The organism is Actinoalloteichus caeruleus, from assembly GCF_049311605.1.
In the GTDB taxonomy this organism is placed as follows: domain Bacteria; phylum Actinomycetota; class Actinomycetes; order Mycobacteriales; family Pseudonocardiaceae; genus Actinoalloteichus_B; species Actinoalloteichus_B caeruleus.
Window position 1 is genome coordinate 3205078 of record NZ_CP186005.1, and the last position, 25377, is coordinate 3230454.

The 25377-nt window shown below is 73.8% G+C and carries 19 protein-coding genes; 10 read left to right on the top strand and 9 right to left on the bottom strand.

From position 1 onward, the window contains the following. The first annotated feature begins 5 nt into the window (after positions 1-5). From ACOJVX_RS13020 to ACOJVX_RS13045, 6 genes are all read left to right on the top strand, one after another. On the top strand, positions 6-1859 hold the full coding sequence (locus ACOJVX_RS13020) for an N-6 DNA methylase (protein ID WP_051713511.1): 1854 nt from the start codon (positions 6-8) through the stop codon (positions 1857-1859). Between the two features lie 267 nt (positions 1860-2126). Then, positions 2127-3506: a guanine deaminase gene (guaD, locus tag ACOJVX_RS13025; RefSeq protein ID WP_081715305.1), complete on the top strand. Its 1380-nt coding sequence runs from the start codon at positions 2127-2129 to the stop codon at positions 3504-3506. A gap of 62 nt (positions 3507-3568) precedes the next feature. Then, positions 3569-5299 (top strand): DNA polymerase/3'-5' exonuclease PolX, encoded by a 1731-nt coding sequence (gene polX, locus ACOJVX_RS13030; RefSeq protein ID WP_422646778.1) that lies wholly within the window; start codon positions 3569-3571, stop codon positions 5297-5299. 151 nt (positions 5300-5450) lie between these two features. Continuing rightward, positions 5451-6773 carry a phosphoribosyltransferase family protein gene (locus ACOJVX_RS13035; RefSeq protein WP_418155141.1) on the top strand — a complete coding sequence of 441 codons (1323 nt, stop codon included), beginning with the start codon at positions 5451-5453 and terminating at the stop codon, positions 6771-6773. A gap of 29 nt (positions 6774-6802) precedes the next feature. Beyond that, positions 6803-7960, top strand: a complete 1158-nt coding sequence (locus ACOJVX_RS13040; RefSeq protein ID WP_418155142.1) for a CapA family protein — start codon at positions 6803-6805, stop codon at positions 7958-7960. A gap of 40 nt (positions 7961-8000) precedes the next feature. Beyond that, a complete protein-coding gene (locus ACOJVX_RS13045; RefSeq protein ID WP_030107213.1) occupies positions 8001-8627 on the top strand; it encodes a helix-turn-helix domain-containing protein in 627 nt (208 codons plus the stop codon). Between the two features lie 29 nt (positions 8628-8656). Here ACOJVX_RS13045 and ACOJVX_RS13050 read toward each other — a convergent pair whose 3' ends face one another. Together ACOJVX_RS13050 and ACOJVX_RS13055 are read right to left on the bottom strand one after the other, a co-directional pair. Beyond that, positions 8657-9565, bottom strand: coding sequence for a class I SAM-dependent methyltransferase (locus tag ACOJVX_RS13050; RefSeq protein ID WP_081715306.1), 909 nt, complete (start codon positions 9563-9565; stop codon positions 8657-8659). A gap of 460 nt (positions 9566-10025) precedes the next feature. Continuing rightward, a complete protein-coding gene (locus ACOJVX_RS13055) occupies positions 10026-10340 on the bottom strand; it encodes a hypothetical protein (protein ID WP_422646779.1) in 315 nt (104 codons plus the stop codon). A 225-nt stretch (positions 10341-10565) separates the two neighbouring features. On the opposite strand from ACOJVX_RS13055, the gene ACOJVX_RS13060 reads away from it, so the two are divergent. Further along, positions 10566-11039 carry an OsmC family protein gene (locus ACOJVX_RS13060; RefSeq protein WP_026418021.1) on the top strand — a complete coding sequence of 158 codons (474 nt, stop codon included), beginning with the start codon at positions 10566-10568 and terminating at the stop codon, positions 11037-11039. Positions 11040-11112: 73 nt separating this feature from the next. Here ACOJVX_RS13060 and ACOJVX_RS13065 read toward each other — a convergent pair whose 3' ends face one another. Next, positions 11113-11853: a GNAT family N-acetyltransferase gene (locus tag ACOJVX_RS13065; protein ID WP_422646780.1), complete on the bottom strand. Its 741-nt coding sequence runs from the start codon at positions 11851-11853 to the stop codon at positions 11113-11115. Positions 11854-13093: 1240 nt separating this feature from the next. Between ACOJVX_RS13065 and ACOJVX_RS13070 the strand changes: the two genes are divergently transcribed. Both ACOJVX_RS13070 and ACOJVX_RS13075 read left to right on the top strand, forming a co-directional pair. After that, the gene (locus ACOJVX_RS13070) at positions 13094-14731 is read left to right on the top strand and encodes a carboxylesterase/lipase family protein (protein ID WP_418155147.1); all 1638 of its coding nucleotides are present in this window, start codon (positions 13094-13096) and stop codon (positions 14729-14731) included. Between the two features lie 224 nt (positions 14732-14955). Further along, the gene (locus tag ACOJVX_RS13075; RefSeq protein ID WP_422646781.1) at positions 14956-16410 is read left to right on the top strand and encodes a phytoene desaturase family protein; all 1455 of its coding nucleotides are present in this window, start codon (positions 14956-14958) and stop codon (positions 16408-16410) included. A 1215-nt stretch (positions 16411-17625) separates the two neighbouring features. On the opposite strand, the gene ACOJVX_RS13080 is transcribed toward ACOJVX_RS13075, so the two are convergent. From ACOJVX_RS13080 to ACOJVX_RS13090, 3 genes are all read right to left on the bottom strand, one after another. Continuing rightward, positions 17626-18084 carry a lactococcin 972 family bacteriocin gene (locus ACOJVX_RS13080; protein ID WP_422646782.1) on the bottom strand — a complete coding sequence of 153 codons (459 nt, stop codon included), beginning with the start codon at positions 18082-18084 and terminating at the stop codon, positions 17626-17628. A 984-nt stretch (positions 18085-19068) separates the two neighbouring features. Further along, positions 19069-19629: a dihydrofolate reductase family protein gene (locus ACOJVX_RS13085; RefSeq protein ID WP_026418024.1), complete on the bottom strand. Its 561-nt coding sequence runs from the start codon at positions 19627-19629 to the stop codon at positions 19069-19071. Positions 19630-19774: 145 nt separating this feature from the next. Beyond that, the gene (locus tag ACOJVX_RS13090) at positions 19775-20725 is read right to left on the bottom strand and encodes a sigma-70 family RNA polymerase sigma factor (RefSeq protein WP_422646783.1); all 951 of its coding nucleotides are present in this window, start codon (positions 20723-20725) and stop codon (positions 19775-19777) included. A 216-nt stretch (positions 20726-20941) separates the two neighbouring features. Here ACOJVX_RS13090 and ACOJVX_RS13095 point away from each other — a divergent pair, with 216 nt between their 5' ends. Further along, the gene (locus ACOJVX_RS13095; protein WP_026418026.1) at positions 20942-21484 is read left to right on the top strand and encodes an acyl-CoA thioesterase; all 543 of its coding nucleotides are present in this window, start codon (positions 20942-20944) and stop codon (positions 21482-21484) included. A gap of 112 nt (positions 21485-21596) precedes the next feature. Here ACOJVX_RS13095 and ACOJVX_RS13100 read toward each other — a convergent pair whose 3' ends face one another. The 3 genes from ACOJVX_RS13100 to ACOJVX_RS13110 form a co-directional block, all read right to left on the bottom strand. After that, positions 21597-23312, bottom strand: a complete 1716-nt coding sequence (locus tag ACOJVX_RS13100; protein ID WP_030228331.1) for a dipeptide ABC transporter ATP-binding protein — start codon at positions 23310-23312, stop codon at positions 21597-21599. Between the two features lie 109 nt (positions 23313-23421). Further along, the gene (locus tag ACOJVX_RS13105) at positions 23422-24324 is read right to left on the bottom strand and encodes an ABC transporter permease (protein WP_026418027.1); all 903 of its coding nucleotides are present in this window, start codon (positions 24322-24324) and stop codon (positions 23422-23424) included. Continuing rightward, positions 24321-25373, bottom strand: a complete 1053-nt coding sequence (locus ACOJVX_RS13110; protein ID WP_026418028.1) for an ABC transporter permease — start codon at positions 25371-25373, stop codon at positions 24321-24323. The genes ACOJVX_RS13105 and ACOJVX_RS13110 overlap by 4 nt, the downstream gene beginning before the upstream one ends. Between the last annotated feature and the right edge of the window lie 4 nt (positions 25374-25377).

Sequence of the window (25377 nt, forward strand, 5' to 3'; positions counted from 1 at the left end):
GGGAAATGAGCCAGGACGCCACCGTGAACGCGGCGGAGATCGCTCGTCTCGTTGACGTCGGCCGGGCCGCGGTCAGCAACTGGCGGCGCCGACACGAGGACTTCCCCCAACCGATCGCCGGCACCACCTCCAGCCCCCTGTTCTCCCTGCGGGAGGTCGAGGACTGGCTCCGCCGCAACGGCAAACCCTACGAGGTGTCGCTGGCCGACCGGGTCTGGCAACGCCTCCGCCTGGGAGACGACCTGTCCCTCGGCGACCGGGTCGCCGCGACCGGCCGGTTCCTGCTCTCCCTGACCCCCCGGGCGGAGATCGACCGACCCGAACTCGACGACCCCGACACCGCCAGACTGCTCATCCGACTCGCCGAACAACGCGGACCCGCCGCCGCGTTCGAGTTCGTCTGCGCCCGCTACGCCGAAACCCACTCCCGCCGGCTCGCCCTCACCTCCCCCGACCTGGCGACCCTGATGGTCACCCTCACCGACGCCGGCAGGGGCACGGTACTCGACCCCGCCTGCGGACTGGGCACACTCCTGATGACCGCCCCCTCGGCCCGCCGCCTCGGCCAGGACATCGACCCGACCCGGGCCTCGATCACCGAGTCCCGACTGCGGCTGCACACCGTCGACGCCCGGATCGCCCCCGCCGACACCCTGCTCGACGACCACCTCGCCACCGAACTCGCCGACGCCGTCGTCTGCGACCCCCCCTTCAACGAACGGTCCTGGGGACACGCCCACCTCACCGCCGACCCCCGGTGGCAGTACGGGATCCCCCCCCGAAGCGAGTCCGAACTGGCCTGGGTCCAACACTGCCTGGCCCGGCTGCGACCCGCCGGGCACGCCGCCGTGCTCATGCCACCCGCCGCCGCGGGCCGCCGGGCCGGCAGGAGGATCAGGGCGAACCTGCTGCGCGCCGGAGCCCTGCGCGCCGTCGTCACCCTCGCCGCGCCCGCCGTCGACCTCTGGCTGCTGCGCCGCCCCCACCCCGGGGACACCCCGCCCTCCCACCTGATGCTGATGGCCGCCGAAGGGGACGATCCCACCGACGTGCTCACCGCCTGGCGCCGCTTCGACACCGGCCGCCACGACGACCTCCCCCCGGGTGCCGCCGCCCTCCCCGTGGTCGACCTGCTCGACGAGACCGTCGACGTCGGACCCACCAGCCACCGCCTCGGCCGCCACCACCAGAACCTCGGCGCCCGCTTCCACTCCGCCCTCGACCAGCTGCGAGCACTGACCCTGGCCGCCCCCACCCTCACGCCCACCCCGACCCCCGACCACCCCCCACCCACCCCGACCACCCTGGGCGAACTCGCCAGGGCGGGCCTGGTCACCATCCGCACCGCCCCCACCCGGCTGACCACCGGAACAGGACGAGAACCCGTGCTGACCGCCACCGACCTCGCCGAGGGCGGCCCCCCCTCCGACCGCGCCGAATGGCAACCCGGCTGCGTCCGCGTCGACATCGGGGACGTGGTCGCCGGACTCGGCGCCGTCCGCGTCGTCGACACCCCCGCGATCCTCGCCCCCCCGCTCACCCGCTACCGCGTCGACCCCGACCAGATCGACCCGCACTTCCTCGCCGGGGTCCTGCTGGCCGCCACCGCCCGGCACCTGCCCGGGGCCAGCCGCGTCGACCCGCGCCGCGCCCAGGTCCCCCGCCTGCCCATCGAGGAGCAACGCGCCTACGGACGCGTGGTCCTGCGGCTGCTCCAACTCCAGGACCAGGCACGACAGGCCGCGGAACTGGGGCGCACCCTGGTCCGGCTGGGCGTCGACGGCCTCCTCGAGGGCTCCCTGCGGCCCGGGGAGCCCGGGGAGGCAGACGGGGCGGGACCACCGGGCGAGGGCAGCTGAGACCTCCGACACCGCGCCCTCCCCGCCGTCGCGCCCGCCGGCGGGACGGCGCACCGGCCCGCGACCCCTCCCGGCCGCCCACGCACCCGTCCCACCCGCCCCCACGGTGCCCAGCCGGGCAGGATGGGAGGCACGCCGACACCGCCCCCGGCGGAGAACCCCGCACCCACGACCCACCCGGGAGGCCACCGTGATCCCACCGCGGGAACCCGCCCCCGCCCGCCCACACCGCGCCCCCCGGCGCCGCCGGCCGACCCCACCCGCACCATGAACCCGCCGACCACCCGCCCCGACCACCACACCCCCACCGGACCCGAGGACACCGCCACCGTCTTCCTCGGTGAGATCCTGCACTTCCTCGACGACCCCGGCGACGAGGAGGCGCCCGGCAGCGCGGAACACCACCCCGAGGGCGCCCTGGTCGTCACCCCCGACGGGCACGTCGACTGGGTCGGCCCGGCCACGGCGCTGCCCTCACGCCACCGCCACGCCCCCCACGTCGACCACCGGGGCGGCCTGATCCTGCCCGGCTTCGTCGACCCCCACGTCCACTCCAGCCAGATCGACGCCATCGCCGGCCCCGGCCAGGACTTCCAGGACTGGCTCACCACCACCGTGTACCCGAGGGAACGCGAGTTCGACGACCGCGACCACGCCCGGCGGGCAGCGGACTTCCTCCTCGACACCCTGCTGGCCGCCGGCACCACCACCGCCGGGGTCTTCCCGACCGCCCACCCCGCCTCCGTCGACGGCTTCCTCTCCGCCGCGCTCGACCGCGACCTCCGCATGATCAGCGGCAAGGTCCTCATGGACCGCGCACCCCACGCCCCCGACGGACTCCGCGACCCCGACCTCGCCACCGCCGAACACCAGACCCGGGACCTCCTCGAACGCTGGCACCGGCGAGGACGCCTGGGCTACGCGCTGTCCCCCCGCTTCGCCCCGACCTCGACCGAGGCGCTGCTCACGATGGTCGCCCGCCTCCACCGGGAGATTCCCGACCTGTGGATCCAAAGCCACGCCGCCGAGAACCAGGAGGAGGTGGCGCTGGTGAACCACCTGTTCGGCACCGATTCCCCTGTCGCGCTGTTCGACGCCCACGGACTGCTCGGCCCCCGCAGCATCCTCGGCCACTGCGTCCACATCGACCCGACCGACCGGCGGCGGCTCGCCCGCACCGGCACCGCCGTGGCGCACTGCCCCACCTCCAACCTCTTCCTGGGCAGCGGCCTGTTCGACCTGTCCTCGGCGCTGGCCGCCGGCATCCCGGTGGGCATCGGCACCGACGTCGGCGCCGGCACCAGCTACTCACCGCTGGTCACCCTCAACGCGGCCCACGCCGTCGCCGCCCTGCGCGGCCACCCGCTGTCCGCCCTCCGCGCCTTCTACCTGGCGACCCTCGGCGGCGCGCGGGCACTGCGCCTGGACGGGGCCATCGGAAACCTCCACCCCGGGCGGGAAGCCGACTTCGTCGTCCTGGACTGGGCGGCGACCCCGGTACTGCGACGCCGAACCCGGCGGGCGACGACCCTGACCGAGCGGCTCCTCGCCCTCATGACCCTGGGCGACGACCGCGCCGTCACCGCCACCTACGTGCTGGGCCGCCCCCACCACCCGCGGACCACGGGCCCCGGCCACCCCCGGTGACCAGTCACGCCCGGGAAACCGCCGCGCCCGCGCCGCCCGGCCCGCCGACGTACCGTCGAAGCATGCCCCGCTCCAACGAGGCCGTGGCGGACATGCTCACCGAGTTCGCGGAACTCCTGGCGATCTCGGGGGCCGACCCGTTCAAGATCCGGGCCTACGAACGCGCCGCCCGATCGGTGCGGGGGCACACCGCCGACCTCACCGGCCTCGACCGACGCGGCCTGCGCGCCATCCCCGGCGTCGGCGACCAACTCGCCACCAAGATCAAGCAGTACCTCGACACGGGCACCGTCACCGAACTCGACACGCTCCGCGCCGAGGTACCCGCGGGCCTGCGGGCCCTCCTGGCCGTCCCCGGGCTCGGCCCGCGCCGCGCCCACCAGGTCTTCCAGGAACGGGGCATCACCTCCACCGCCGCACTGCGCGACGCCCTCCGGCACGGACACCTGCGCGACCTGCGGGGGTGGGGGCCGCGCACCGAGGAGAACCTCACCGCCGCCCTCCGCGAGACCCAGCGAGCCGGGCACCGCATCCCCCTCGCCCTCGCCCTGGATCTCGCCGACCAGGCACTCGGCCAGCTCACCGCCCTGCCCGGAGCGCAGCGGGCCGAGGTCGCCGGCTCCGTCCGCCGCCGACGCGACACCGTCGGCGACCTCGACCTGCTGGTCGCCACCACCGACCCCGACGCCGTCATGCGCGCGGTCACCACCCTGCCCGCCGTCGACCGCGTCCTGGGCAGCGGAGGCACCAAGACCTCCGTGCGCACCCGAGACGGCGTCCAGATCGACGTCCGCGCCGTCCCACCCCGAGCCTGGGGAGCCGCACTGCTGTACTTCACCGGATCCCAGGCCCACAACATCCGCATCCGCGAGATCGCCGTGCACGCCGGCCTGACCCTGTCCGAGTACGGCCTGCTCCGGGCCCGCACCCGACGCCCGGTCCGAGCCGACAGCGAGGAGGAGCTCTACGCACGGCTCGGCCTCGACTGGATACCGCCACCCCTGCGCGAGGACACCGGGGAGATCCAGGCCGCCCAACGGCACCAACTACCCCGCCTGCTGCGACGCCGCGACCTGCGCGGTGACCTCCACACCCACACCGACCTCACCGACGGCGTCGCCTCCCTGGAGGAGATGGTGCGCGCCGCCCGGGCCGCCGGCCACGAGTACTGCGCCATCACCGACCACGCCCCCCTGCTGCGCATGCAGCGCATGACCACGGAGAAGGCACTCGAGCAGCGCCGGCGGATCCGCCGGCTCGACCGCGACGCCGGCATCCACCTGCTCCACGGCACCGAACTGAACATCCAACCCGACGGCGGCCTGGACTGGGACGACGACATCCTGCGCGGTTTCGACATCCGCGTGGCCTCGGTGCACTCCCACTTCCGGCAGAGCAGGCACGACACCACCGCCCGACTGCTGGCCGCCGTCCGGCACCCACTGGTGAACGTGCTCGGCCACCCCACCACCCGGCTGATCGGACACCGCCCGGCACTCGACGCCGACTGGGACGCCGTCTTCGCCGAAGCGGCCCGCCACGACACCGCCCTGGAGATCAACTCCTTCCCCGACCGCATGGACCTCGACGGCGACCTCGCACGCCGGGCCCGGGACTTCGGCGTCCGCTTCTCCGTCGCCAGCGACGCCCACGCCGCGACCCACCTCGACCAGGTGCGGCTGGGCGTGGGCACCGCGCAACGCGGCTGGGTCGGCCCCGACGAGGTCATCAACACCTACCCCTGGCAGCGGCTGCGCCAGTTCCTCACCCCCCACCCGCGCCGCGCCCCCTGACGACCACCCGACCCCACCGGGCCGGGACCTTCCGCACTGCCCCCGACACCCCACCCCCGCCTACCGTGGACCACGACACCGGACAATCCGCCCCGCCCCCGTGCGGCCCTCACAGGCGGGCGGTTCCCCGACCACCCGTGAGGAGGCAGCGATGCCCTTCACCGACCGAACCGACGCCGGCCAGCGCCTGGCGCACCGCCTGACGCCCCTCGCCGACCAGGACGTGGTGGTCCTGGGACTGCCCCGGGGCGGGGTACCGGTGGCCCACCAGGTCGCCGCCCACCTCCACCGGCCCCTGGACGTCGTCGTCGTCCGCAAACTGGGAGTACCCGGTCAACCCGAACTGGGCATGGGCGCCGTCGGAGAGGACGGCGTCCGCGTGATCAACGACCACATCCGCCGGCGCGCGGGCGTGGACGCCACCCACCTCGCCGAGGTCGAACGCCGGGAACGCGCCCAGGTCGACAGCCGCGCCGCCCGGTTCCGCGGCGACCGCCCCCGCACCCCCCTCACCGGTCGCACCGCCATCCTCGTCGACGACGGCATCGCGACCGGTTCCACCGCCCGCGCCGCCGCCCAGGTCGTCCGAGCCCACGGCGCCCGACGGGTCATCCTCGCCGTCCCCGTCGCCCCACCCGAGGCCGTGGACGCCCTCCGGGACGAGGTCGACGACCTCATCTGCCTGGAAACCCCCTCGATGTTCCTGGCCGTCGGCCAGGCCTACGCGCACTTCGACCAGACCAGCGACGCCGAAGTCGTGGACCTGCTCTCCCGCGACCACACCGGGCCGTCCTCCGTGCCCGGCCCCCCGGCGAGCAGCACCACCGCCGACCAGGACGTCACCGTGCCCGCCGGAACCGTCACCCTCCCCGGGCACCTCCACCTGCCCGCCCAACCCCTGGGCCTGGTGATCTTCGCCCACGGCAGCGGCAGCAGCCGCCGCAGCCCCCGAAACCAGCGGGTCGCCGACGCCCTCACCGCCGGGCACCTGGGCACCCTCCTGTTCGACCTGCTCACCGCCGAGGAAGAACGGGACCGGGCGCGGGTCTTCGACATCCCCCTACTCGCCAGCCGCCTCCGCGCCGCCACCACCTGGGCGCGGGAGCACCCCCGGGCCGCCGGCCTGCCCATCGGCTACTTCGGGGCCAGCACCGGTGCCGCCGCCGCGTTGTGGGCCGCGTCCGACCGGGACGCCGACATCGCCGCCGTCGTCTCCCGAGGCGGCCGCCCCGACCTCGCCGGCCCCCACCTCCCCGCCGTCCGGGCACCGACCCTGCTCATCGTCGGCGGAGCCGACGAGATCGTCCTCGAACTCAACCGGCAGGCCCACACCCGACTCGGAGGCCCCGCCGACCTGGCCGTGGTGCCCGCCGCCACCCACCTGTTCGAGGAACCCGGCGCGCTCGACCAGGTCGCCGACCTCGCCACCCGCTGGTTCACCACCCACCTGGCCGCCCTCACCCACCCCGCCTGAGACCCCACCCACCGCCGGCGGCCTCCCCGATGACCCCCGCCCACCACCCCCACCCCGGACACGACCGGGACAGCGCCGCGCGCCGCGCCCCACCGGTCACCCTGTTCCTGGCCGGCGACGTCATGACCGGACGCGGCGTCGACCAGCTGCTCCCCGGCGCCGGCGCCCCCGAGATCCGCGAGGACTGGCTCCGCGACGCCCGCGACTACCTGCGGCTGGCCGAGGCCGCGCACGGCCCCCTGCCCGCCCCCGCCCCCCACGACTGGCCCTGGGGCGACCTGCTCGCCCTGCTCACCGAACTCCGGCCCGCCGCCCGGCTGATCAACCTCGAAACCAGCGTCACCAGGGCCGACACGTTCGACCCCGCCAAGGCCCAGCACTACCGGATGTCCCCGGACAACCTCCCCGTGCTGACCGCGCTGGCCCCCGACGTGTGCACGCTGGCCAACAACCACGTCCTCGACCTCGGCCACCCCGGACTGCTCGACACCCTGCGCGCCCTCACCGACGCCGGCCTGCCCACCGTCGGGGCGGGCACCGACGCCGACCACGCAGCCCGCCCCCACCCGATCCCCCTGCCCGGCGGGAACTCGCTGGCCGTGCTGGGCTGCGCGACCCCGGACAGCGGCGTCCCCGCCACCTGGGCCGCCAACCCGGCACGACCCGGCGTGCACCTGATCCCCGACCTCTCACCCACCGCCGCCCACACCCTCGCCGCCCGCCTCGCCCCCGCCCGCCGCGCCGGCGCGACCACCGCCGTCTCGGTGCACTGGGGCGGCAACTGGGGGTACACCGTGCCCCCGGCGCAGGTGGACTTCGCCCACCACCTCATCGACGGGGGAGTGGACCTCGTCCACGGCCACTCCTCCCACCACCCGCGCGCCTGGGAGGTCTACCGAGGGCACCTCGTCCTCTACGGCTGCGGTGACCTCATCAACGACTACGAAGGCATCACCGGGCACGACTCCTACCGCCCCGACCTGCGCGCCGCCTACCTACCCGACCTCGACCCCGACAGCGGACGCCTGCTCCGCCTCCGCGTCGCCGTGCTCAGATCCGAACGACTGCGGCTGCGCCTCGCCTCCCACGCGGACCGCGACCACGTGCGACGCGCCCTCGACGACACCGGCCCCCCGGGCCGGGAACGGCTGGTCCACGACGGCGGGCTCCTCTCCGGCCCCGCCTGACAACGGCAACCCACGTTGCCGTCCCTGCCATAATCGGGTCATGAGCGGACCCGGGGACCCCGACAGCGACCCGACCTCACCCCCCGACGAACTGGAGACGGTCCTCGCCGAGGTGGGACCCCGGCTGCGGAGGGTGCGCCAACAACGCGGCGCGACGCTGTCCTCCCTGTCAGCCGCCACCGGCATCTCGGTGAGCACCCTGTCCCGCCTGGAGTCGGGACGGCGACGACCCAGCCTGGAACTCCTGCTCCCCATCGCCCGCGCCCACCAGGTACCCATCGACGAACTGGTGGGCAGCCCACCGGTCGGCGACCCCCGCATCCGGACCCGACCCCGCCAGATCCGGGGGATGACCGTCATCCCGCTGACCCGCCAACCCGGCGGACTCCAGGCCTACAAGTTCGTCATCCCCGAGACGCAGACCGAACCCGACCCCAAAACCCACGAGGGCTACGAATGGTGCTATGTCCTCAGCGGCCGGCTGCGCCTGGTGCTGGCCGAACACGACGTCGTCCTGCGCGCCGGTGAGGCCGCCGAGTTCGACACCCGACTGCCCCACTGGTTCGGCAGCACCGGCTCGGGGCCCGTCGAACTGCTGAGCCTGTTCGGCCGCCAAGGCGAGCGGGTCCACGTCCGTGCCCGCCCCCGCGCCACCGACCCCGACTGACGCCGGCCACGCCACCGGACCCAGCCCCCTCAGGCCTCCCGCCACCCGACGTGCACGGTGGCCGCGGACAGCAGGAACAGGTCCGGCCGCCGCGCCACCCCCTCCGGATCCTCGGGATCCAACAACCGGTCCAACGCCCCCCGGTCCGGCGCGCCCAGCGCCCCGCCCGCCATCTCCCTCGCCCGGCCCAGCCGGTCCACCACGTACTCGCGGACCTCCGGGGGCGCCGGAGCGGGCACGTCCAACAGGAACGACCGACTCCGGGTACCCACCAGCCCGGCCCCGGCCAGCTCCGCCGGCCAGTCGGTCACCGGACCCGGACCGCCCGGCTCGTGATGGCCCGCCAGCGCCTCGGCCACGGCCTCCGACACCAGGGCGTCCAACCGCGAGGGGAACCCGGCCGACCCCGGCCCGGACCTCGCGGGCAGGAACCGCATCGGCAGCCCTCCCTCGACGACCGCGAGCAACCCCCCGGGCTGCAGACGCCCCGCCAGCGACCGCACCGCGCGCGGCTGGTCAGCCACGTGGTGCAGGACGCGACTCGCCCAGATCACGTCCGCCACCGGAAGACGGTCCAGGTCCGTGTTCAGATCGGCGTGGTGGACGTCGAGCCGCTCCGACAGCCCCGCCCGCCGCGCCCGCGCCTCGGCGTGGCGCAGGAGAGCCGGCGCACCGTCCACGGCGGTCACCCTGGCGGTGGGGAAGGTCAACGCCAGGGTCTCGGTGTGCACTCCCGGCCCTGACCCGACGTCGAGGACCCACTCCACCAGGTTGGGGCCCACGAGCTCGGCGATCCACCGGGTGGCGGCGGTGACCCACGGGACGGCCAGCTCCGCCTCACGTTCGAGCTCTCGGGAACGCTGCTCCCAGTCCTGCGGGCCGGGCGTCGAGGTGCCGTCGCACTCGGGCGTGGGCCGGGACGGGTGGTGGTGGCTCATGAGGCACATCCTGCCGGTCCCACACCCGCCACGACGCCCGACGGTGACTTTCGTCCGTTCCTCCGCCCCACCGTGCGACACCGAGAGCCCCCGCCCACCCCCCGAGAGGGAGGGGCCCACCTCACGGGGCGCGTGGGGCGGGAACCAGCCGGGGCCCGGGCCCCCGGACCCCGACGGGAACGGGCCCCCGCCCGGGCGGGGGAGCGGCCGCCCCATCCGCACCCCTGACTCCGGCCACCACCCGGACAGCCGAGGACCACCGGGCCCACGGGACCACCCCGCACCCCTGGCGGGCGGAGCACGAACCGGGGGGTGCGAAGGACCGGCAGGCCAGCCCACCCGCCCTCCTCGCCGAAAACCCCGGAAGGTTCCCGACGACGGCCAACAGCGGCCCCAACAGCCTCGAGAAGAACGAGCACCCAGGTCCTCCACGCCACCCGACGCACCGACGGGTCCCCTGCTACCGGGTCCCGGTCACCCCGGCGCCCGACCGGATGCACAAATCACCGCGCGACACCGACCACGCCACCGGCACCGGCACCCGAAGACCACCCAGCGCCGCCACCTCACGGGAAGCCCCCAACGCCCACCGCCAGGCCGGCCTCCCGGCCCCGGGCAGCGGCCAGGACCGAAACACCCGGAAGACCTCGGCGCCCTCGTCCGCCCACACCACGCGCGGCGCGCCACGCAACACCAGGTGCGGAGCAGGGACGCCCACCCGCCGCACGGCCAGCTCCGAGGACGAGGCGACCTGGGCGCGCGACCTCAGCAGCACCCACCTCGGCGGAAGGATCCACGAACCGCCGCCGCGACCGCCAGGCACGGACCTGACCCCCAGCGGAACCACGACACCCTCCCGGCGCCACGCCCGCCGAGTCCAGCGCACCCCCAGCGACACCCACGCCGGACACTCCACCAAAACCTGGATGTTCCCGTCGCCGACGAGCGGTACCGTCGCCCACCGTCTCCTGACACACGGGAGCGAGGAGGAACACGAACGATGAGCAAGGAACATCACTACGCGGTCACGGTGCGCTGGACCCCCCAGCCAGGACAGGACACCTCGTCCTACCGCACCTACACCCGTGACCACGACCTGGTGGTGGAGGGCAAGCCCGTCCTCCAGGGAAGCGCGGATCCCTCCTTCCGCGGTGACCAGTCCCGGTGGAACCCCGAGGAGTTCCTCGTCGGCGCGCTGTCCGAATGCCACCTCCTGACCTACCTGGCGCTGTGCGCGACCCAGGGGGTGGTGGTCACCTCCTACGAGGACGCCGCCACCGGCCTGATGCGCATGGAACGGGTCTCCAGCGGCAGGTTCGTCGAGGTCGTCCTCAACCCCGTGGTCACCGTCACCGACGCCAGCATGGTCGAGCGGGCGGAGGAACTGCACGCCGCGGCGCACCGCGACTGCTTCATCGCGAACTCGGTCAACTTCCCCGTGCGTCACCAGCCGACCATCCGCGTCGCCAGCTGAGCACCGGCCACACCACACGGACCGCACCAGCGGAACGGAGGGGCCGGGTCCACCGCGACCCGGCCCCGCACCGTCAGCCCCCTGGCCGCGACACCTCACCCACGCCAGGCCCAGCGCCCCAGCCGGCCACCCCCAGCGGCCGTTGCCACAGCGCCGTGTCCCACCACCTGCCGTGCTTGAAACCCACTCCCACCAGCCGCCCCACCTCGGTGAACCCATGCCGCCGGTGCAACTCCGTGGAGGACGCGTCACCGGAGTCCGCGATCACCGCGATCATCCGCCGCGCACCCGCACGGGCGCACTCGCCGAGCAACCGGCTCAACAACGCGCCCCCGATACCCAGACCCGTACGGTCCGGACGCACGTAGATCGAATCCTCCACCGTGTGCCGATAGGCCGGCTTGTCACGCCAACTCCCGGCATAGGCGTACCCCGCGACACCCCCCTCGACCTCGGCGACGAGGAACGGCAGCCCCCGGCCGGTGACATCGGCCAGGCGCTGCCCCCACCACTCCACCGTGGGCGGCACCTCCTCGAAGGTGCTCACCGTGCCTGTCACGTAGTGGGCGAAGATCGCCGCCACCTCGGCCAGGTCACCAACACGCGCGGGACGGATCAGCACGGCACCAACCCGCCCCGAACTTTCCTCTACAGCGGACACAAAAACACTGTAGTGCTGGAACCGCGTGTCCTCGCCCACCGCGTACAACGCCCCCGCCGGGGACGAGGCATGACCCCGCACGACCTGGCCACCGCCGCCTTCGGTGAGCGCCAGCATGCTCCCCGCCGTCGAACGCGGCGAGAAGGTACCCACCGTGGTCGTCCTGACCCGGACCGCCGGGCGGACTCTCGTCGCCCCACCACCCCGTGATCACCGCAGCCGAACAGGACCCGGTGGTACCCGCACCCCGCCAGCGACCACGCCCACCTCCACGAGGCCGGGGGATGGCACCGGGAATCCTCACCCCCGAACCCCCGGAACCCACTTCGACCGGATCCACGGCACCCTGCCACCCGGAGGCGACACGGGAGAACTCCCCGCCTCCCACGGCTTCGAGCTCATCGAGTCAGGAACCCGCACACTCACCACCGACGGACGAGCCCTGACACCGGAGACCGGCAACTCCGCCTACTTCCCCCTACTTCCCCTCGGGCGACGCGCACGGCTACGCCAACCAGGGGAGCAGTGGACCGCGTGCACCTGGCGGCCTGGACCGCACACGCGACCACACCACCCCAGGACCGCACCGCGAAGCCACCTGGACCGCACCGCCCCACGACGCGCCCGCACGGCCACCGCGCTCCTCCCACCACCTCCGACCGGGCGACACGACCCCGGCGACCACACCCGCACCACCGGCCCGCCACACGACTCCCCCCGCCCACACCACGCCAACCCGCTAGAAGGTTGGTGCCACGTTTCGCCCGGTGGCACCCCGCCACACGCCACCAACCCTCCAACCACGACCGCTCGGACCGCCCACGCCCCGCCACCACGCCAACCGCCGGACACCCCAAGCCCGAGCGCCACTCCCATCCACCGCCCGGCCCACCACCCCACCACCAACCGGACCTGGCGTCGATCACAGACCGTTGATAACCTGTCACGGGCGGTCCCTGGACCCGGCCGCCCGTCGTCGCCGAAACCGGAAACCACCACGGAACGCGGCGCGCACCCGGTGACGCCCACCACGGCCACCACCGCGCACCCACCCGGAAGCCCGGCACACGTCGCACGCCGACCATCCCGCGCAGCCCCGCGCACCGGCCGGCCCCGACCACCACGCGACCCGACGCGCACCACACGTCCACCCCGAACCACCCGTCGCCACACGCCCAGCAGCGCCCCCTGACCACCCGGGGAGCAGCCGCAGGACACGCGGCGACACCCGTCCCACCCACCGGCCGGCCCGCCCGAGGACCGGCCCACCCGACCGCGACCACCCACCCGCACAGCGGACACCGCACCCGACGAGGCCACCCGCGCCCCGCCGGGCGGACACCGCCACCCTCACACGACGTCGCGGTCGGGACGACCACAACGGAGTGACCCCATGCGGCCCCCGCACCACCCCCACACCACACGACACCGCCCCCTGACCACCACCCTCGCCCTCGCCGTCGCCCTCGCACTCCTCATCCCAGCCGCCCTCGCGGGCCACCCACCACCCACCCCGGACCCAACCCTGGTCAGAGTGGACACCGGGCTCCTCAAGGGACACCACGACACCGACCACCGCGACTTCCTCGGAATCCCCTACGCCGCCCCACCCGTCGGCGACCTCCGCTGGCAGCCACCCCACCCACCACCACCCTGGACCGGCACCCGGGACGCCACCACCCCCGGCCCCCGCTGCGCCCAGGGCCCCGGCCTCGGCGGCACCCCCGCCAGCACCGCCGAGGACTGCCTCCACCTCAACGTCACCGCCCCACCACCCACCGCACACCACCACCCGGCACCGGTCCTGGTGTGGATCCACGGCGGCGGCTTCACCACCGGCGCGGGCAGCGACCACGACCCCCGCGCACTCGCGGCCAACGGCCTCGTCGTGGTCACCCTCAACTACCGCCTCGGCGCCCTCGGATTCTTCGGCCACCCCGAACTCCCCGGCAGCGGCACCTTCGGCCTCGCCGACCAACAGGCCGCCCTGGCCTGGGTCCGCCGCAACATCGCCGCCTTCGGCGGCGACCCCACCACCATCACCCTCGCCGGGGAGTCCGCCGGCGGCATGAGCGTCTGCACCCACCTCACCTCACCCACCGCGCGCTCCCTCTTCCACCGGGCCATCCTCCAGAGCGGCTCCTGCTCCGCCATCTTCCCCCGCAACGCACTCGGCCCCGGAGATCCCGGACACCTGCCCTGGCGTTCCCTCACCCGCACCGAGGAAGCCGGCCAGCGCACCACCGCCGCCCTGGGATGCCAGCACGACGACGACCCCCTCCGCTGCCTCCGCTCCCTGGACGTCACCGCACTCACACCCCACCACGACGACTTCACCCAACCCGCGTACGGGACCCCGCTCATCCCCCTCCCACCCCCCACCGCCCTCGACCAGGCCGCCGTCCACCGGGTCCCCGTCCTCATCGGCACCACCCGGGACGAGATGACCGGAGTCGCCTCGGCACTGCACGGCCGCTTCGCCAACGACGACTACCTCCACCTGCTCCACGACACCTTCGGCCCCCATGCCGACACCGTCGCCGCCCACTACCCCGCACCAGCACACCCCAGCCCCGCCTCCGCCTGGGCCGCCCTCAACACCGCCCGCGCCGTCGCCTGCCCCGTCCTCACCGAAGCGCGCGCCTGGGCCAACCACGTCCCCACCCACACCTACGAGTTCGCCGACCCGGGCGCCCCCAACCCCGGCCACCCCCGTCGCCCCGACGTCCCCCTGGGCGCCAGCCACGCCTCCGAACTCGGCTACCTGTTCGACTGGGGCGGGGTCACCGAACAGCTCACCCCCGCACAACGGCGACTGGCCCACGACATGGTCACCTACTGGACCCAGTTCGCCCGACACGGCGACCCCAACAGCCCCGGCGCACCCACCTGGCCGGCCCTCCACCCCTCGTCCCCCCACCCCGCCACCCTGGCCCTGGCACCCGGCCCCACCGGGATCCGCCTGACCGACCCCCACACCACCCACCACTGCCACCTGTGGCGGGAGGACACCCCCACAACCCTCGACTGACCCCGCCCGGCACCGTCACGCCGTGCCGCCACCCCCACCCACCATCCCCGGCCGGAACCGGGGACACCCGCCCGGCACCCACCAGCGGGGGAGGGGAGGGCACCCCCACCCCCTCCCCACCCCCGCGTGGCCCTCCCCGCACCCGCCCCCTCCCCGTGGAAGAGTCCCCAGCACAACCCCCGCCCCCACACCACCACCGAGGACACCCATCCCACGGAGGCCCGATGCCCACCCCCGACGTCTCCGTCGTCGGATCCGGCCCCAACGGCCTGGCCGCCGCCGTCACCCTCGCCCGCGCCGGCCTCGACGTCGAGGTCCACGAAGCCGCCGACACCCCCGGCGGGGGACTGCGCACCACCACCCTCTTCGACAGCGACACCATCCACGACCTGTGCTCCGCCGTGCACCCCATGGCCGCCGCCTCCCGCTTCTTCCGCGAATTCGACCTCAGCACACGCGGCGTCCACCTCCGCACCCCCGACACCAGCTACGCGCACCCCCTCGACAACGCCCCCACCGCCGTGGCCTACCGGGACCTCGACCGCACCTGCGACCGCCTCGGCCCCGACGGAGCCCACTGGCGATCCCTGATGACCCCACTCGTCCGACACAGCGGCGACCTCTGCGACCTGCTCCTCGCCGACCAACGACACCTGCCCGCCGCACCACGCGCCGCCCTGCCGCTACCCACCCGCGTCCTCACCCACGGCACCCGACTGGGTCGCCACGCCTTCCGCGACCCAGCGGCGCCCGCCCTCCTGGCCGGCGTCGCCGCCCACACCGTCGGCCGGCTCCCCAGCCTCACCGGCGCCGCGGTCGCCCTCCTCCTCGGCCACCTCGCGCACACCACCGGCTGGCCCCTGGTCGAGGGCGGCTCCGCCCGCATCACCGACGCGCTCCTGGACGACCTCCGAGCCCACGGCGGCACCCTCCACACCGGAAGCCGCGTGACCGACCTCCGGCAGCTCGCCGCGTCGCGCGCCGTCCTGCTCGACCTCGCCCCAGCCGGCGTCCTCGACATCGCCGGCCCCTCCCTGCCCGCCGGCTACCGCAGGAGCCTCGAGCGCTTCCGGTACGGTGCCGCCGCCGCCAAGGTCGACTTCCTCGTCTCCGACCCGGTTCCCTGGTCCGACCCCGACACCCGAGGAGCGGGCACCGTCCACCTCGGCGGCGACCACCACGAGGTGTGGGACACCGAAACCATGACCGCGCGCGGACGCCACGTCGCCCGCCCCTTCACCCTCCTGTCCGAACCCTTGACGATCGACCCGACACGCGGCCGCCCCGACCGACGTCCGGTCTGGTCCTACTGCCACGTCCCGCACGGTGACACCCGCGACCCCGTCGACCGGGTCCGTCGGCAGATCGAACGCTTCGCCCCCGGCTTCTCCGACACCATCATCGCCGCCCGTGGTGTTCCCGCCGCCGCGCTGGCCGCGTACAACCCCAACTACGTGGGCGGGGACATCGGTGCGGGAGCCATGACGCCGTGGCAGGCCATCTTCCGGCCCGCCCCCCGCTGGGACCCCTACCGCACCCCGTTGTCCGGCGTCTACCTGTGTTCCTCCGCCACTCCGCCCGGCCCGGGTGTGCACGGCATGTGCGGCTACCACGCGGCGTCGCGGGTGCTCCGCCACGAGTTCGGGATCGATCAGCCTCCGGCGCTCGGCCCGAACTGATCACCCGCGACGCCGGTCGCGCCGGCCCAGGCCTCCCCGGGGCGGGAGGCGACGGGCCGCCGCGCGGGGTCGCCCGCGCGAGTGGCCGGGAGTCCTCGACCACCCGGCGGGCCTCCCCACGGTTCGCGGCGCGGACCGACAGAGCGGGTGGGGGAGGGGCCGCCTCCGCTCACCGGCACTGTCACCCCAGCACGTCCGGCCTCCGGTGGCCCCGGCGACCGCCCACGAGGGCGACGGCGGCGGGTGGTGACCCGGCCAGCCCGACGGGGAGGGGACCGGCGGGATCGGTTACCGCCACGGGCGGGGTGGACCCGCCGGTCACGGTCCACCCCGCAGGGGAGAGGAGCCGGACCACGGGGGCCGCGACGAAACGCGGGCCGGTCCCGGGATCGCGCGCCGCATGCCTGTCCGATGCGGACGGCGGAGTTCGCGGCAACGCGGACGAGCACCGCCGTCCCGGCACTTTTCATGGATAATCGCAATTATCCATGAAAAGTGGGGCTGGTTCCGAAGCCCGCGGTGCGGTGGGGGTGACCCCGCGCCGTCCGGCCTCGAAGGCCCACCTCGGGGGACCGCCTCGGTGCGCCCGCCGGGCCTCTGGCGGGCTTCACGCGACAGCACGTGGCTCGCCAGCCTCGCACCGCCCGGTCCGGCGCGGACGTGGCTGGCGAGCGGGCGACCGTCGCACCCGGGCCGTGGGTCACCCGCGCACCAGCCGACGGTGTCGCCCTCGGCCGCGAACGGACGGGCCATGTCCTCGGCAGCCGACGGCGACGGCGCCTGGCACGGCGTGTCGTGCCGCCCACCCGGCCGCCGCCTCGCCGGCGGGACGAATACGACGGCGTCGCCGCTCGTGGGGGCCGCGTCGGCGAGTGCCACGGCCGGCAGGGTCCAGGCGGAACCCGCGCACGGGAGACGCGGGATATCGGGGCGATCGGAGTCCCTAGCACGGTCCCACCAGCGGTTCCACAAAACGCCGATAATGTACATTATGTCAAGTAATGCTGGTCCGGAGCGGTGAGTGATCCACTGGCCACTCCCCGTCCGCCCGCCGACGGTCGTCCGGCCCCTCGGCGACGACTGGACGAAAGCCCCGGTCGTCGGAATCGCTCGGCCCGCGCACCACCCCGTGACCAGGTGCGCGCGGGTCGTCGCCGGCAATGGACCCCGTCTCGTCCGGCGCCGGCGGCCAGGGTGCGGCCGCCGGCGGCCGCTTCACTTCCGCCAGTACGCGTGGCAGGTCGCATTGGTGTACTCGGTGAGCCGCGCATTCGACACCGCTCCCGGCCCGACCCAGTCCGAGTCCTCCTTGCCGTTCATCGACACCGAAGATCCGTGGGCGGCGGTCTGATGCTGGTACTGCGAGTAACAGACCTTCCGCCCGGCGAGGTTCCGCGTGGAACCGTAGCTCCAGATGCCACCGCCGACTTCCTCCACCGCCCGCGCTCCGACGCCGTCGCTGGTGCCGTCGACGACGATCTCGCCCACGCCGGTGTACTCCACCCAGCCGCCGTCAGCCGTCTGCCCTTGCGCGATGATCTGGATGCCGGGCTCCTCGGCGATCAGGGTCGGGCTCTCGGCGGCGGCGGCGCCCGTCGTGAGGACCGTGCCGGCGACGGCGGCGGCGATACCGGTGGCGGCGGCCATCACGCGCGGGAATCGTCTCATCGTCATCATCTTCTCCTCGTGTTTCGACCAGGGATCTTGGGGCCGTTCCAGGCTAGGCAGGCCTGTTCCTCGGGAGGGCCAGCTGAATGGACGTTGTCGACGCGTCCGGCTGGCCCAGGCAGCTGAACGGAATGTAGGACCCCGCCTCCTGGTCGGGTCGAGCACCGGCCGGCGGGTGGCGGGCGGGTGGCGGCGTTCCGGCGTCCCGGCCCGCACACCGCCACCGTGGCGGAACCGCGAGGTGGCCGCGTGGCAGGCCGGAGCCGCCGGTTCGTCCACGAGCCAGTGGACCGTCTCCCGTGCCGCTGTCCCCCATCGAACCGCTCGCCCGCCCCCGCCGCGGTCCGGCCGCTCAAGGCCAGCGCGCCACCGTCGCTGTCAGTCCTGGTTGGAGGCGTGCCGCCGGGACGGGTACCTCGCGGGAGGTGCAGGGGCGGACCACCGGGGCGCGCGGACCTCAGCTACGCCCGGTCCCGACCTGCCTCCACCGCGGGGTGCGGTCCGGTTCTCGCGACGGGGCCCGCCGCCTCCCCGCCTGCTCCGCGCTCGGGCCGTACCGGGAGCGTGTCCTGCCCCACGGGTGGGGCAGGGGCTCAGCCGGGGCCGGCGCTGGGGGTGGGGGACGGTGTGCGCCGCCGGTCCAGCGGGGTGACGGAGCGCCCCAACCGCTCCCCCACTCCCCGGCGGGTCGCAATGTGGCCGTCAGGTCGGGGTCCAGCTGCTCGCCGGCGACCAGGATGCCGCCGGACCACGGCGGCGGGGTGATGACCAGCGCGCTCCCGCCGGACCGGCACCTCGTCGATGGCGGGGCAGTGCCCGCCCGCGCTTCGTCCGGACAGCGCGAGGCGGACCAGGTGGCCCGGCACGCTCCGCGAGGTCCGGACCGGGGTGTCGACCAGCGGGGGCGGCGGGCGGGAGTGAGGAGGGGCGTGCTCCTGGCGTGCTCCCCGCAGGCGCCTCTCCCCCGCCCGCCGCGCGTGTGCGGTGGTGTCAGGCGGGTCGGTATCGGAGGTAGACGACGCCGGAGCCGAAGACATGGGAGTCGGCGAGGTGGAGGGCGGTGCGGTGGTCGTGGGTGGGGAAGTACGGGGTGCCGCCGCCGAGGACGACGGGGTGGATGAAGAGGCGGTACTCGTCGATCAGGCCGAGCCGGAAGAAGCTGGCGGCGAGGGTCGCGCCCCCGAGGGAGAGGTGTTTGCCCGGCTGATCCTTCAGCCGGGCGATGGTGCCGGGGAGGTCGTCGCGGACGAGGGTGCTGTTGTGGTCGACGGAGTCGAGGGTGCGGGAGAAGACGACCTTGGGTGTGTCGCGCCAGATCCGGGCGTACTCGACGACCTCCGGTGTGGCGTCGGGTTGGGTGGCGGCGGTGGGCCAGTAGGAGGCCATGTCCTCGTAGAGGCGCCGCCCGTAGAGGTGGGTGTCGGTCTCGGCCTCCTGCGCGTTGTGGAACTGGTGGAGTTCGGGGTCGGGAGCGGACCAGTCGATCTGGCCGTCGGTGGTCTGGATGTAGCCGTCGAGGGAGACGGACAGCGAGTAGATGACTTTCCTCATGGTGATGTCGTCCCTTGGTCGTGGTGTCGGGTGGTCTGGGTCCTGCCGGTGTTGACCAGCCGGGGACGGGGAACTGGTCGGTGCGGGTTTGATCCTGCCCCGGGTGGGGGCGGGCTGGCAGGTCGTGCGGGGGGCCGTCGTGGTGTCACCGGGGGTTGTCGGGGAGGCGGAAGAGGGGGAAGAGGGTGGGGTCGAGGAAGGTCACGGCGTGGGTGATGCCGGCGTGGGTGGTGGTGAGGAGCTGGATGGCGAAGGGGGTGAACCGTCCGGTCCGGTGTCGGAGGTAGAGGGCGAAGGCGGGCTGGCCGTTGGCGCGGGTCGGGGTGAGGTGGAGGTCGCCGGGTCCGCCTGGGCAGCGGTGTTGGAGGTGGTGGGCGATGTGGTGTGGCCCCTGGTACCAGACCGGGTGGGGTGGCATCTCCCAGACGGCGTCTTCGGTGAACAGGGTGATGAGGGTGGGGATGTCCTTGGCGGTCATGGCCTCGACGTAGCGGTGGAGGAGGTCGCGTTGGTGGGGGGTGGGTGGGTCGGCGGGGTGGTCGGGGTGGCAGTCGAGGTCGCGGAGGCGGGTGCGGGCGCGGGTGAGGGCGCTGTTGACGGCGTCGGTGGTGGTTCCGAGGGTGGTGGCGACCTCGGCGGACCGCCAGTGGAGGACGTCGCGGAGGAGGAGGACGGCGCGTTGGCGGGGTGGGAGGTGTTGGAGGGCGGCGGCGAAGGCGAGTCGGACGGTGTCGCGGGTGGCGGTGAGGTCGGCGGGGTCGGGAAGCGGTTCGATCCAGTGCGGGTTTTCGGGGATGGGGAGGTCGGCGTCGGGGTGGGTGGGGGGTTGGCCGAGGCCCAGGGGCAGGGGGCGTCGCGCTCGGGTGGCGAGGGCGGTGAGGCAGACGCGGGTGGCGATGGTGAACAGCCAGGTGCGGAGTGAGCAGCGTCCTTCGAACTGGTCGTGTGCTCGCCAGGCGCGGAGGTAGGTCTCCTGGACGAGGTCCTCGGCGTCGTGGGCGGAGCCGGTCATGCGGTAGCAGTGGGCGAGGAGTTCGCGGTGGTGGGTGGTGGCTCGGGTGATGAGGTCGGTGGGCTGGGTCGGTGGTGCGGTCATGGGTGGTCGGGCTCCCGTGGGTGGTGTCCGGGTGTCGGTGGCACTGTGACCGCTTGCCCTGACAGGTCGTGGGGTGTGTCCGGATTCGAGGGTTCGCGAACGTGAAGGTAGCTGGTAGCGTTCGCGCGGACATGGGCTCTCGCGGTGTGTCGGCGGTTCGGGTGGGTTCCCTCGCCCGGGCGAGGCGGTGGCGCCGCCGCTGGGCGGAGGTGGCGGATGAACCTGTACCTGCGGTTGTTGTTGCTGCGGTGGCGGATGCGTCGGCGGCGGCGGTTGAGCGTTTGGGACGTGGCGAGGACCCCGTTCCGGGTGACGGTGGCCGATCTGGACCTGCTGCGGCACATGAACAACGGGAAGTACCTGTCGATCCTCGATCTGGGCCGGATGGATCTGATGGTGCGGTCGGGGTTCTGGGAGAAGCTGGTGCGGGCCGGGTGGTATCCGGTGGTGGCGGGTCAGACGATCACCTACCGCCGTTCGCTGCGGTTGGGGCAGCGGTTCGACCTCTACACGCGCGTGGTGGGTTTCGACGACCGGTGGGCCTACCTGGAGCAGACGTTCTGCGTGGGGCGGACGGTCTACGCGCAGGCGGTCGTGCGCAGCCGGTTCCTGCGGCGGTCCGGGGGTTCGGTGGACCATGACGAACTCGCCGAGCTGGTGGGTGGGTTCCCCGAGCGGCTGCGGGTGCCGGCGTGGATGCGGGAGTGGGCGGAGCACACCCGGGTCGACACCGAGTTCCCTGTCGTCGACGACGCCTGAGGCCGGCGGCCGGGTGGGCGGCCCGGTTCGCCTCTCCCCTCCCCCGCCGCCGGGCTGGTCGGCGCGGGGGGCGGGGTGTGCTGGCCGTGGCCGGCTGGGGTGGCGTGCGTGGTCAGACCCCGGTGACTTCGGAGGGGTCCTCGGTGGGTTCCTGCCGGCTGGGGCTGGTCGGGGCGGGGGTGGCACCGGCCCGGCCGGTGAGTGGTTCGGGGACGGCGGCCAGCAGGGTGCGGGTGTACTCGTGGCGTGGGTCGAGGAGGACCTGTTCCACGGTTCCTTCCTCGACGATGCGTCCCTGGTACATGACGATCACCCGGTCGGCGATGTTCCAGGCCAGGCCGAGGTCGTGGGTGATGACCAGGGTGGACAGGCCGAGGTCGACGCGGAGCCCCAGGAGCAGGGCGAGGATCTCGCCTCGGACGGAGGCGTCGAGGGATGCGACGGGTTCGTCGGCGATGAGCAGCCGGGGGCGGAGGGCGAGGGCGCCGGCGATGACGACCCGCTGGCGTTGGCCGCCGGAGAGTTCGTGGGGCAGTGCGGTGAAGAACTCCTCCGGGGGTCGGAGTTCCGCCTGGCTGAGGGCGTCGGCGACGGCGGTGGTCTCGTCGCCGGGGACGCGGTGGATTCGGAGGCCTTCGGCGACGGCCTCGTAGACGCTGTGGCGGGGGTTGAGCGCGCCGGTGGGGTCCTGGAGGACGAGTTGGGCCTGGCGGCGGTAGGCGCGGAGTGCCCGGGCGGAGCGGGGTAGGCGTCGTCCGTCGAACCGGACTTCGCCGGCGGTGGGTTGTTGGAGTCCGAGCAGTGTCCTGGCCAGGGTGGTCTTCCCGGAACCGGACTGGCCGACCAGGGCGACGATCTCGTCGGGGTGGACGGCGAGGGTGGCGTCGGACACGGCGCGGGTGGTGGTTCCGCCTCGGCTGGGGAAGGTGACGGACACTCCCCTGGCTTCCAGGAGTGGGGGGGTGTCGGGGGTGGTGTCGCGGGGGGTGACCAGGCGGGAGGCGGGGTCGCCGACGGTGGGGAAGGCGTCGGCGAGGGCGATGCTGTGGGGGTGGGTGGGGGTGCGGACGACGTCGGTGGAGGGCCCTTCCTCGACGATGCGCCCCTGGTACATGACCGCGAGGCGTTGGCAGCAGGCGGCGAGTACGGACAGGTCGTGGCTGATCATGAGCAGGCCGAGTTGCCGTTCGGTGACCAGTCGGCTGAGGAGGTCGAGGACCTGGGCCTGGACGATGACGTCGAGGGCGGTGGTGGGTTCGTCGGCGATGATGAGGCGGGGTGAGCAGGCCAGGGCCATCGCGATCATGACGCGTTGGCGTTGGCCGCCGGAGAGTTCGTGGGGGTAGGCGGTGGAGCGGGCGACGGGGAGTTCGACCTGGTCGAGGAGTTCGTTGACGCGGGTGCGGACGGCGGCGGGGGTGGTGGTGGCTCGGTGCAGGCGGAGGGGCTCGGCGATCTGCTCGCCGATGGGGCGGACCGGGTTGAGGGCGTGCATGGCGCCCTGGAAGACCACGGAGGCGCTGGCCCAGCGGACGGCGCGGAGTCGTCCCCAGCTCATCTCGCGGACGTTCTCCCCGTCGAGGAGGATGTCGCCGCCGAGGTGGGCGGATCGGGGTAGGAGGCGGAGCACGGACATGGCCAGGGTGCTCTTCCCGCAGCCGGACTCGCCGGCCAGGCCGAGGGTCTGGCCGGCGTCGACGGTGAGGTCGACGCCGCGGACGGCGGGCACGGTGCCTCGCCGGGACTGGTAGTCGACGGTGACCTGGCGCATGTCCAGTAGTGGTGGCCGTGGCGTGGTGTCGGCACCGTCCTGTTCGTGTGTCGTCATCCTCGTCCACCGTTCCCGCGGCTGCTGCCGACCACGTTGTCCCTCCGTCCGGTGTGGCGTGTGGTGTGTTGGGGGTGCCCGGCCGGGGGTGCGGCGGGCGGTGTGGGGGTCATCGTCCTCGCAGTCTGGGGTTGAGGACGGTCTCGAGTCCTCGCCCGCAGAGGGTGAAGGAGAGCACGACGCAGACGATGCCCAGGCCGGGGGGCAGCAGGTACCACCAGGCGCCGTTGGTGACGGCGCCGGAGTCCATCGCGAACTTGAGCATCGAGCCCCAGGAGATCTGGGTGGGGTCGCCGAGTCCGAGGAAGGACAGGGTGGATTCGGCGATGACGGCGCTGGCCACGGCCAGGGTGGTGTTGGCGAAGACGAGGGGGAGGACGCCGGGCAGGATGTGCTTGGCGATCAGGTGGCCGTGGCCGGCGCCCAGGGCGGTGGACCGTTCGATGTAGGGGCGGGCCTGAACGGTGAGGGTCTGGGCGCGGACGAGGCGTGCCGTGGTGGGCCAGGCGGTCAGGCCGATGGCCAGGACGATGGTGCCGACTCCCCGGGAGAGCACGGTCGACAGGGCGATGGCCAGGACCAGGGAGGGCAGGACGAGGAAGAAGTCGGTGAAGCGCAGCAGGACGGCGGAGAGCCAGCCGCCGAAGTGGGCGGAGACGATGCCGACGAAGGTGCCGATGAACACCGAGAGCAGGGTGGCGGCCAGGCCGACGAGCAGGGAGACCCGGGCTCCCCACCAGGTCAGCAGGAGCACGGAGCGGCCGTTCTCGTCGGTGCCCAGCCAGAACTCGCCGCTGGGTGGGGCCAGCGCCGGGTTGGACATGGTGTTGATGATGCCCAGTTGGGACTCGTCGGTGAGCACGGGTGCGAGAACGGCCAGTGCGACGATGGTGAGCAGGACGGCCAGGCCGGCGACGGCGCCGCGCTGGGCGCGGAAGGACCGCCAGCCGGTGCGCAGGGCGCGGGCTCGGCGTTGCCAGGTGAGGGCCCGGGTGCTGGTGGGAGTGGTCATGCGGCACGCACCCTGGGGTCGAGGAACCGGTAGACGACGTCGGCGAGGACGTTCATGACGATGACCGTTCCGGCCAGGACGATGAAGGTGCCCTGCATGAGGGGCAGGTCGGGGTACTCGAGGGCGTTGACCATGAGGTAGCCCAGGCCGGGCCAGGAGAAGACGGTTTCGACCATGATGGCTCCGGAGACGACCAGGCCCAGGTGGAGGAAGATGAGGGTCACCGAGGGCAGCAGGGCGTTGGGGACGGCGTGGCGTCGGCGGACGAGGTCCTCGCGGAGTCCCTTGGCGCGGGCGGTGGTGAGGTAGTCGGAGCCCATCTCCTCCAGCAGGGAGGACCTCATGACCATCTGGTACTGGGCGAAGATGACGGCGACCATGGTCAGGCAGGGCAGGACGAGGTGGTGGGCGACGTCGAGGACCTGGGGGAGGAGCCCGGGCGGCGGGTCGATGGAGCGGATGCCTCCGGTGGGGAACAGCCCGGGCAGGGGGCCGACGCCGACGGCGAAGACCATGAGCACGATGAGGCCGAGCCAGAAGGTGGGCACGGACCACAGGGTGAGGGCCACGCCGGTGGCGGTGCGGTCGAAGCGGCTGCCGTGGCGCCAGGCGCTGCGGACGCCGAGCCACAGTCCGAGGAGGATGGCCAGGACGGTGGCGGTGCCGGCGAGCAGGATGGTGGGGCCCAGTCGTTCGAGGATGATGTCGCCGACGGGGCGGCCGTAGCGGAAGGAGTCGCCGAAGTCGCCTTGGAGGAGGCCGCCGAGGTAGTCGAGGAACTGCCGCCAGAGGGGGTCGGACAGGCCGAGGCGTTCGCGGAGTTCGGCGATCTGTTCGGCGGTGACCTCCCGGCCGGCGGTCATGGTCTGCACCGGGTCGCCGGGCAGCATCCGGAACAGGAAGAACCCGAGGAGGACGACCAGCAGGAGGCTGGTCAGGGCTCCGGCGAGTTTGCTGGCGAGGTAGCGGGCCAGCCCGCCTCGGGCTGGCCGCTGCTCCTCCCCCGCCTCCTCGGTGAGTTGGTTCCCGGGCGTCAGCAGGTCACTCACCGGT

Coding starts and splice junctions, on each gene's coding strand:
- ACOJVX_RS13105 (WP_026418027.1), bottom strand. CDS start 24,324: ATGACCACTCCCACCAGCACCCGGGCCCTCACCTGGCAACGCCGAGCC.
- ACOJVX_RS13035 (WP_418155141.1), top strand. CDS start 5,451: ATGCCCTTCACCGACCGAACCGACGCCGGCCAGCGCCTGGCGCACCGC.
- ACOJVX_RS13075 (WP_422646781.1), top strand. CDS start 14,956: ATGCCCACCCCCGACGTCTCCGTCGTCGGATCCGGCCCCAACGGCCTG.
- ACOJVX_RS13050 (WP_081715306.1), bottom strand. CDS start 9,565: ATGAGCCACCACCACCCGTCCCGGCCCACGCCCGAGTGCGACGGCACC.
- ACOJVX_RS13090 (WP_422646783.1), bottom strand. CDS start 20,725: ATGACCGCACCACCGACCCAGCCCACCGACCTCATCACCCGAGCCACC.
- ACOJVX_RS13100 (WP_030228331.1), bottom strand. CDS start 23,312: ATGACGACACACGAACAGGACGGTGCCGACACCACGCCACGGCCACCA.
- ACOJVX_RS13040 (WP_418155142.1), top strand. CDS start 6,803: ATGACCCCCGCCCACCACCCCCACCCCGGACACGACCGGGACAGCGCC.
- polX (WP_422646778.1), top strand. CDS start 3,569: ATGCCCCGCTCCAACGAGGCCGTGGCGGACATGCTCACCGAGTTCGCG.
- ACOJVX_RS13080 (WP_422646782.1), bottom strand. CDS start 18,084: ATGACGATGAGACGATTCCCGCGCGTGATGGCCGCCGCCACCGGTATC.
- ACOJVX_RS13060 (WP_026418021.1), top strand. CDS start 10,566: ATGAGCAAGGAACATCACTACGCGGTCACGGTGCGCTGGACCCCCCAG.
- guaD (WP_081715305.1), top strand. CDS start 2,127: ATGAACCCGCCGACCACCCGCCCCGACCACCACACCCCCACCGGACCC.
- ACOJVX_RS13085 (WP_026418024.1), bottom strand. CDS start 19,629: ATGAGGAAAGTCATCTACTCGCTGTCCGTCTCCCTCGACGGCTACATC.
- ACOJVX_RS13045 (WP_030107213.1), top strand. CDS start 8,001: ATGAGCGGACCCGGGGACCCCGACAGCGACCCGACCTCACCCCCCGAC.
- ACOJVX_RS13020 (WP_051713511.1), top strand. CDS start 6: ATGAGCCAGGACGCCACCGTGAACGCGGCGGAGATCGCTCGTCTCGTT.
- ACOJVX_RS13070 (WP_418155147.1), top strand. CDS start 13,094: ATGCGGCCCCCGCACCACCCCCACACCACACGACACCGCCCCCTGACC.
- ACOJVX_RS13095 (WP_026418026.1), top strand. CDS start 20,942: ATGAACCTGTACCTGCGGTTGTTGTTGCTGCGGTGGCGGATGCGTCGG.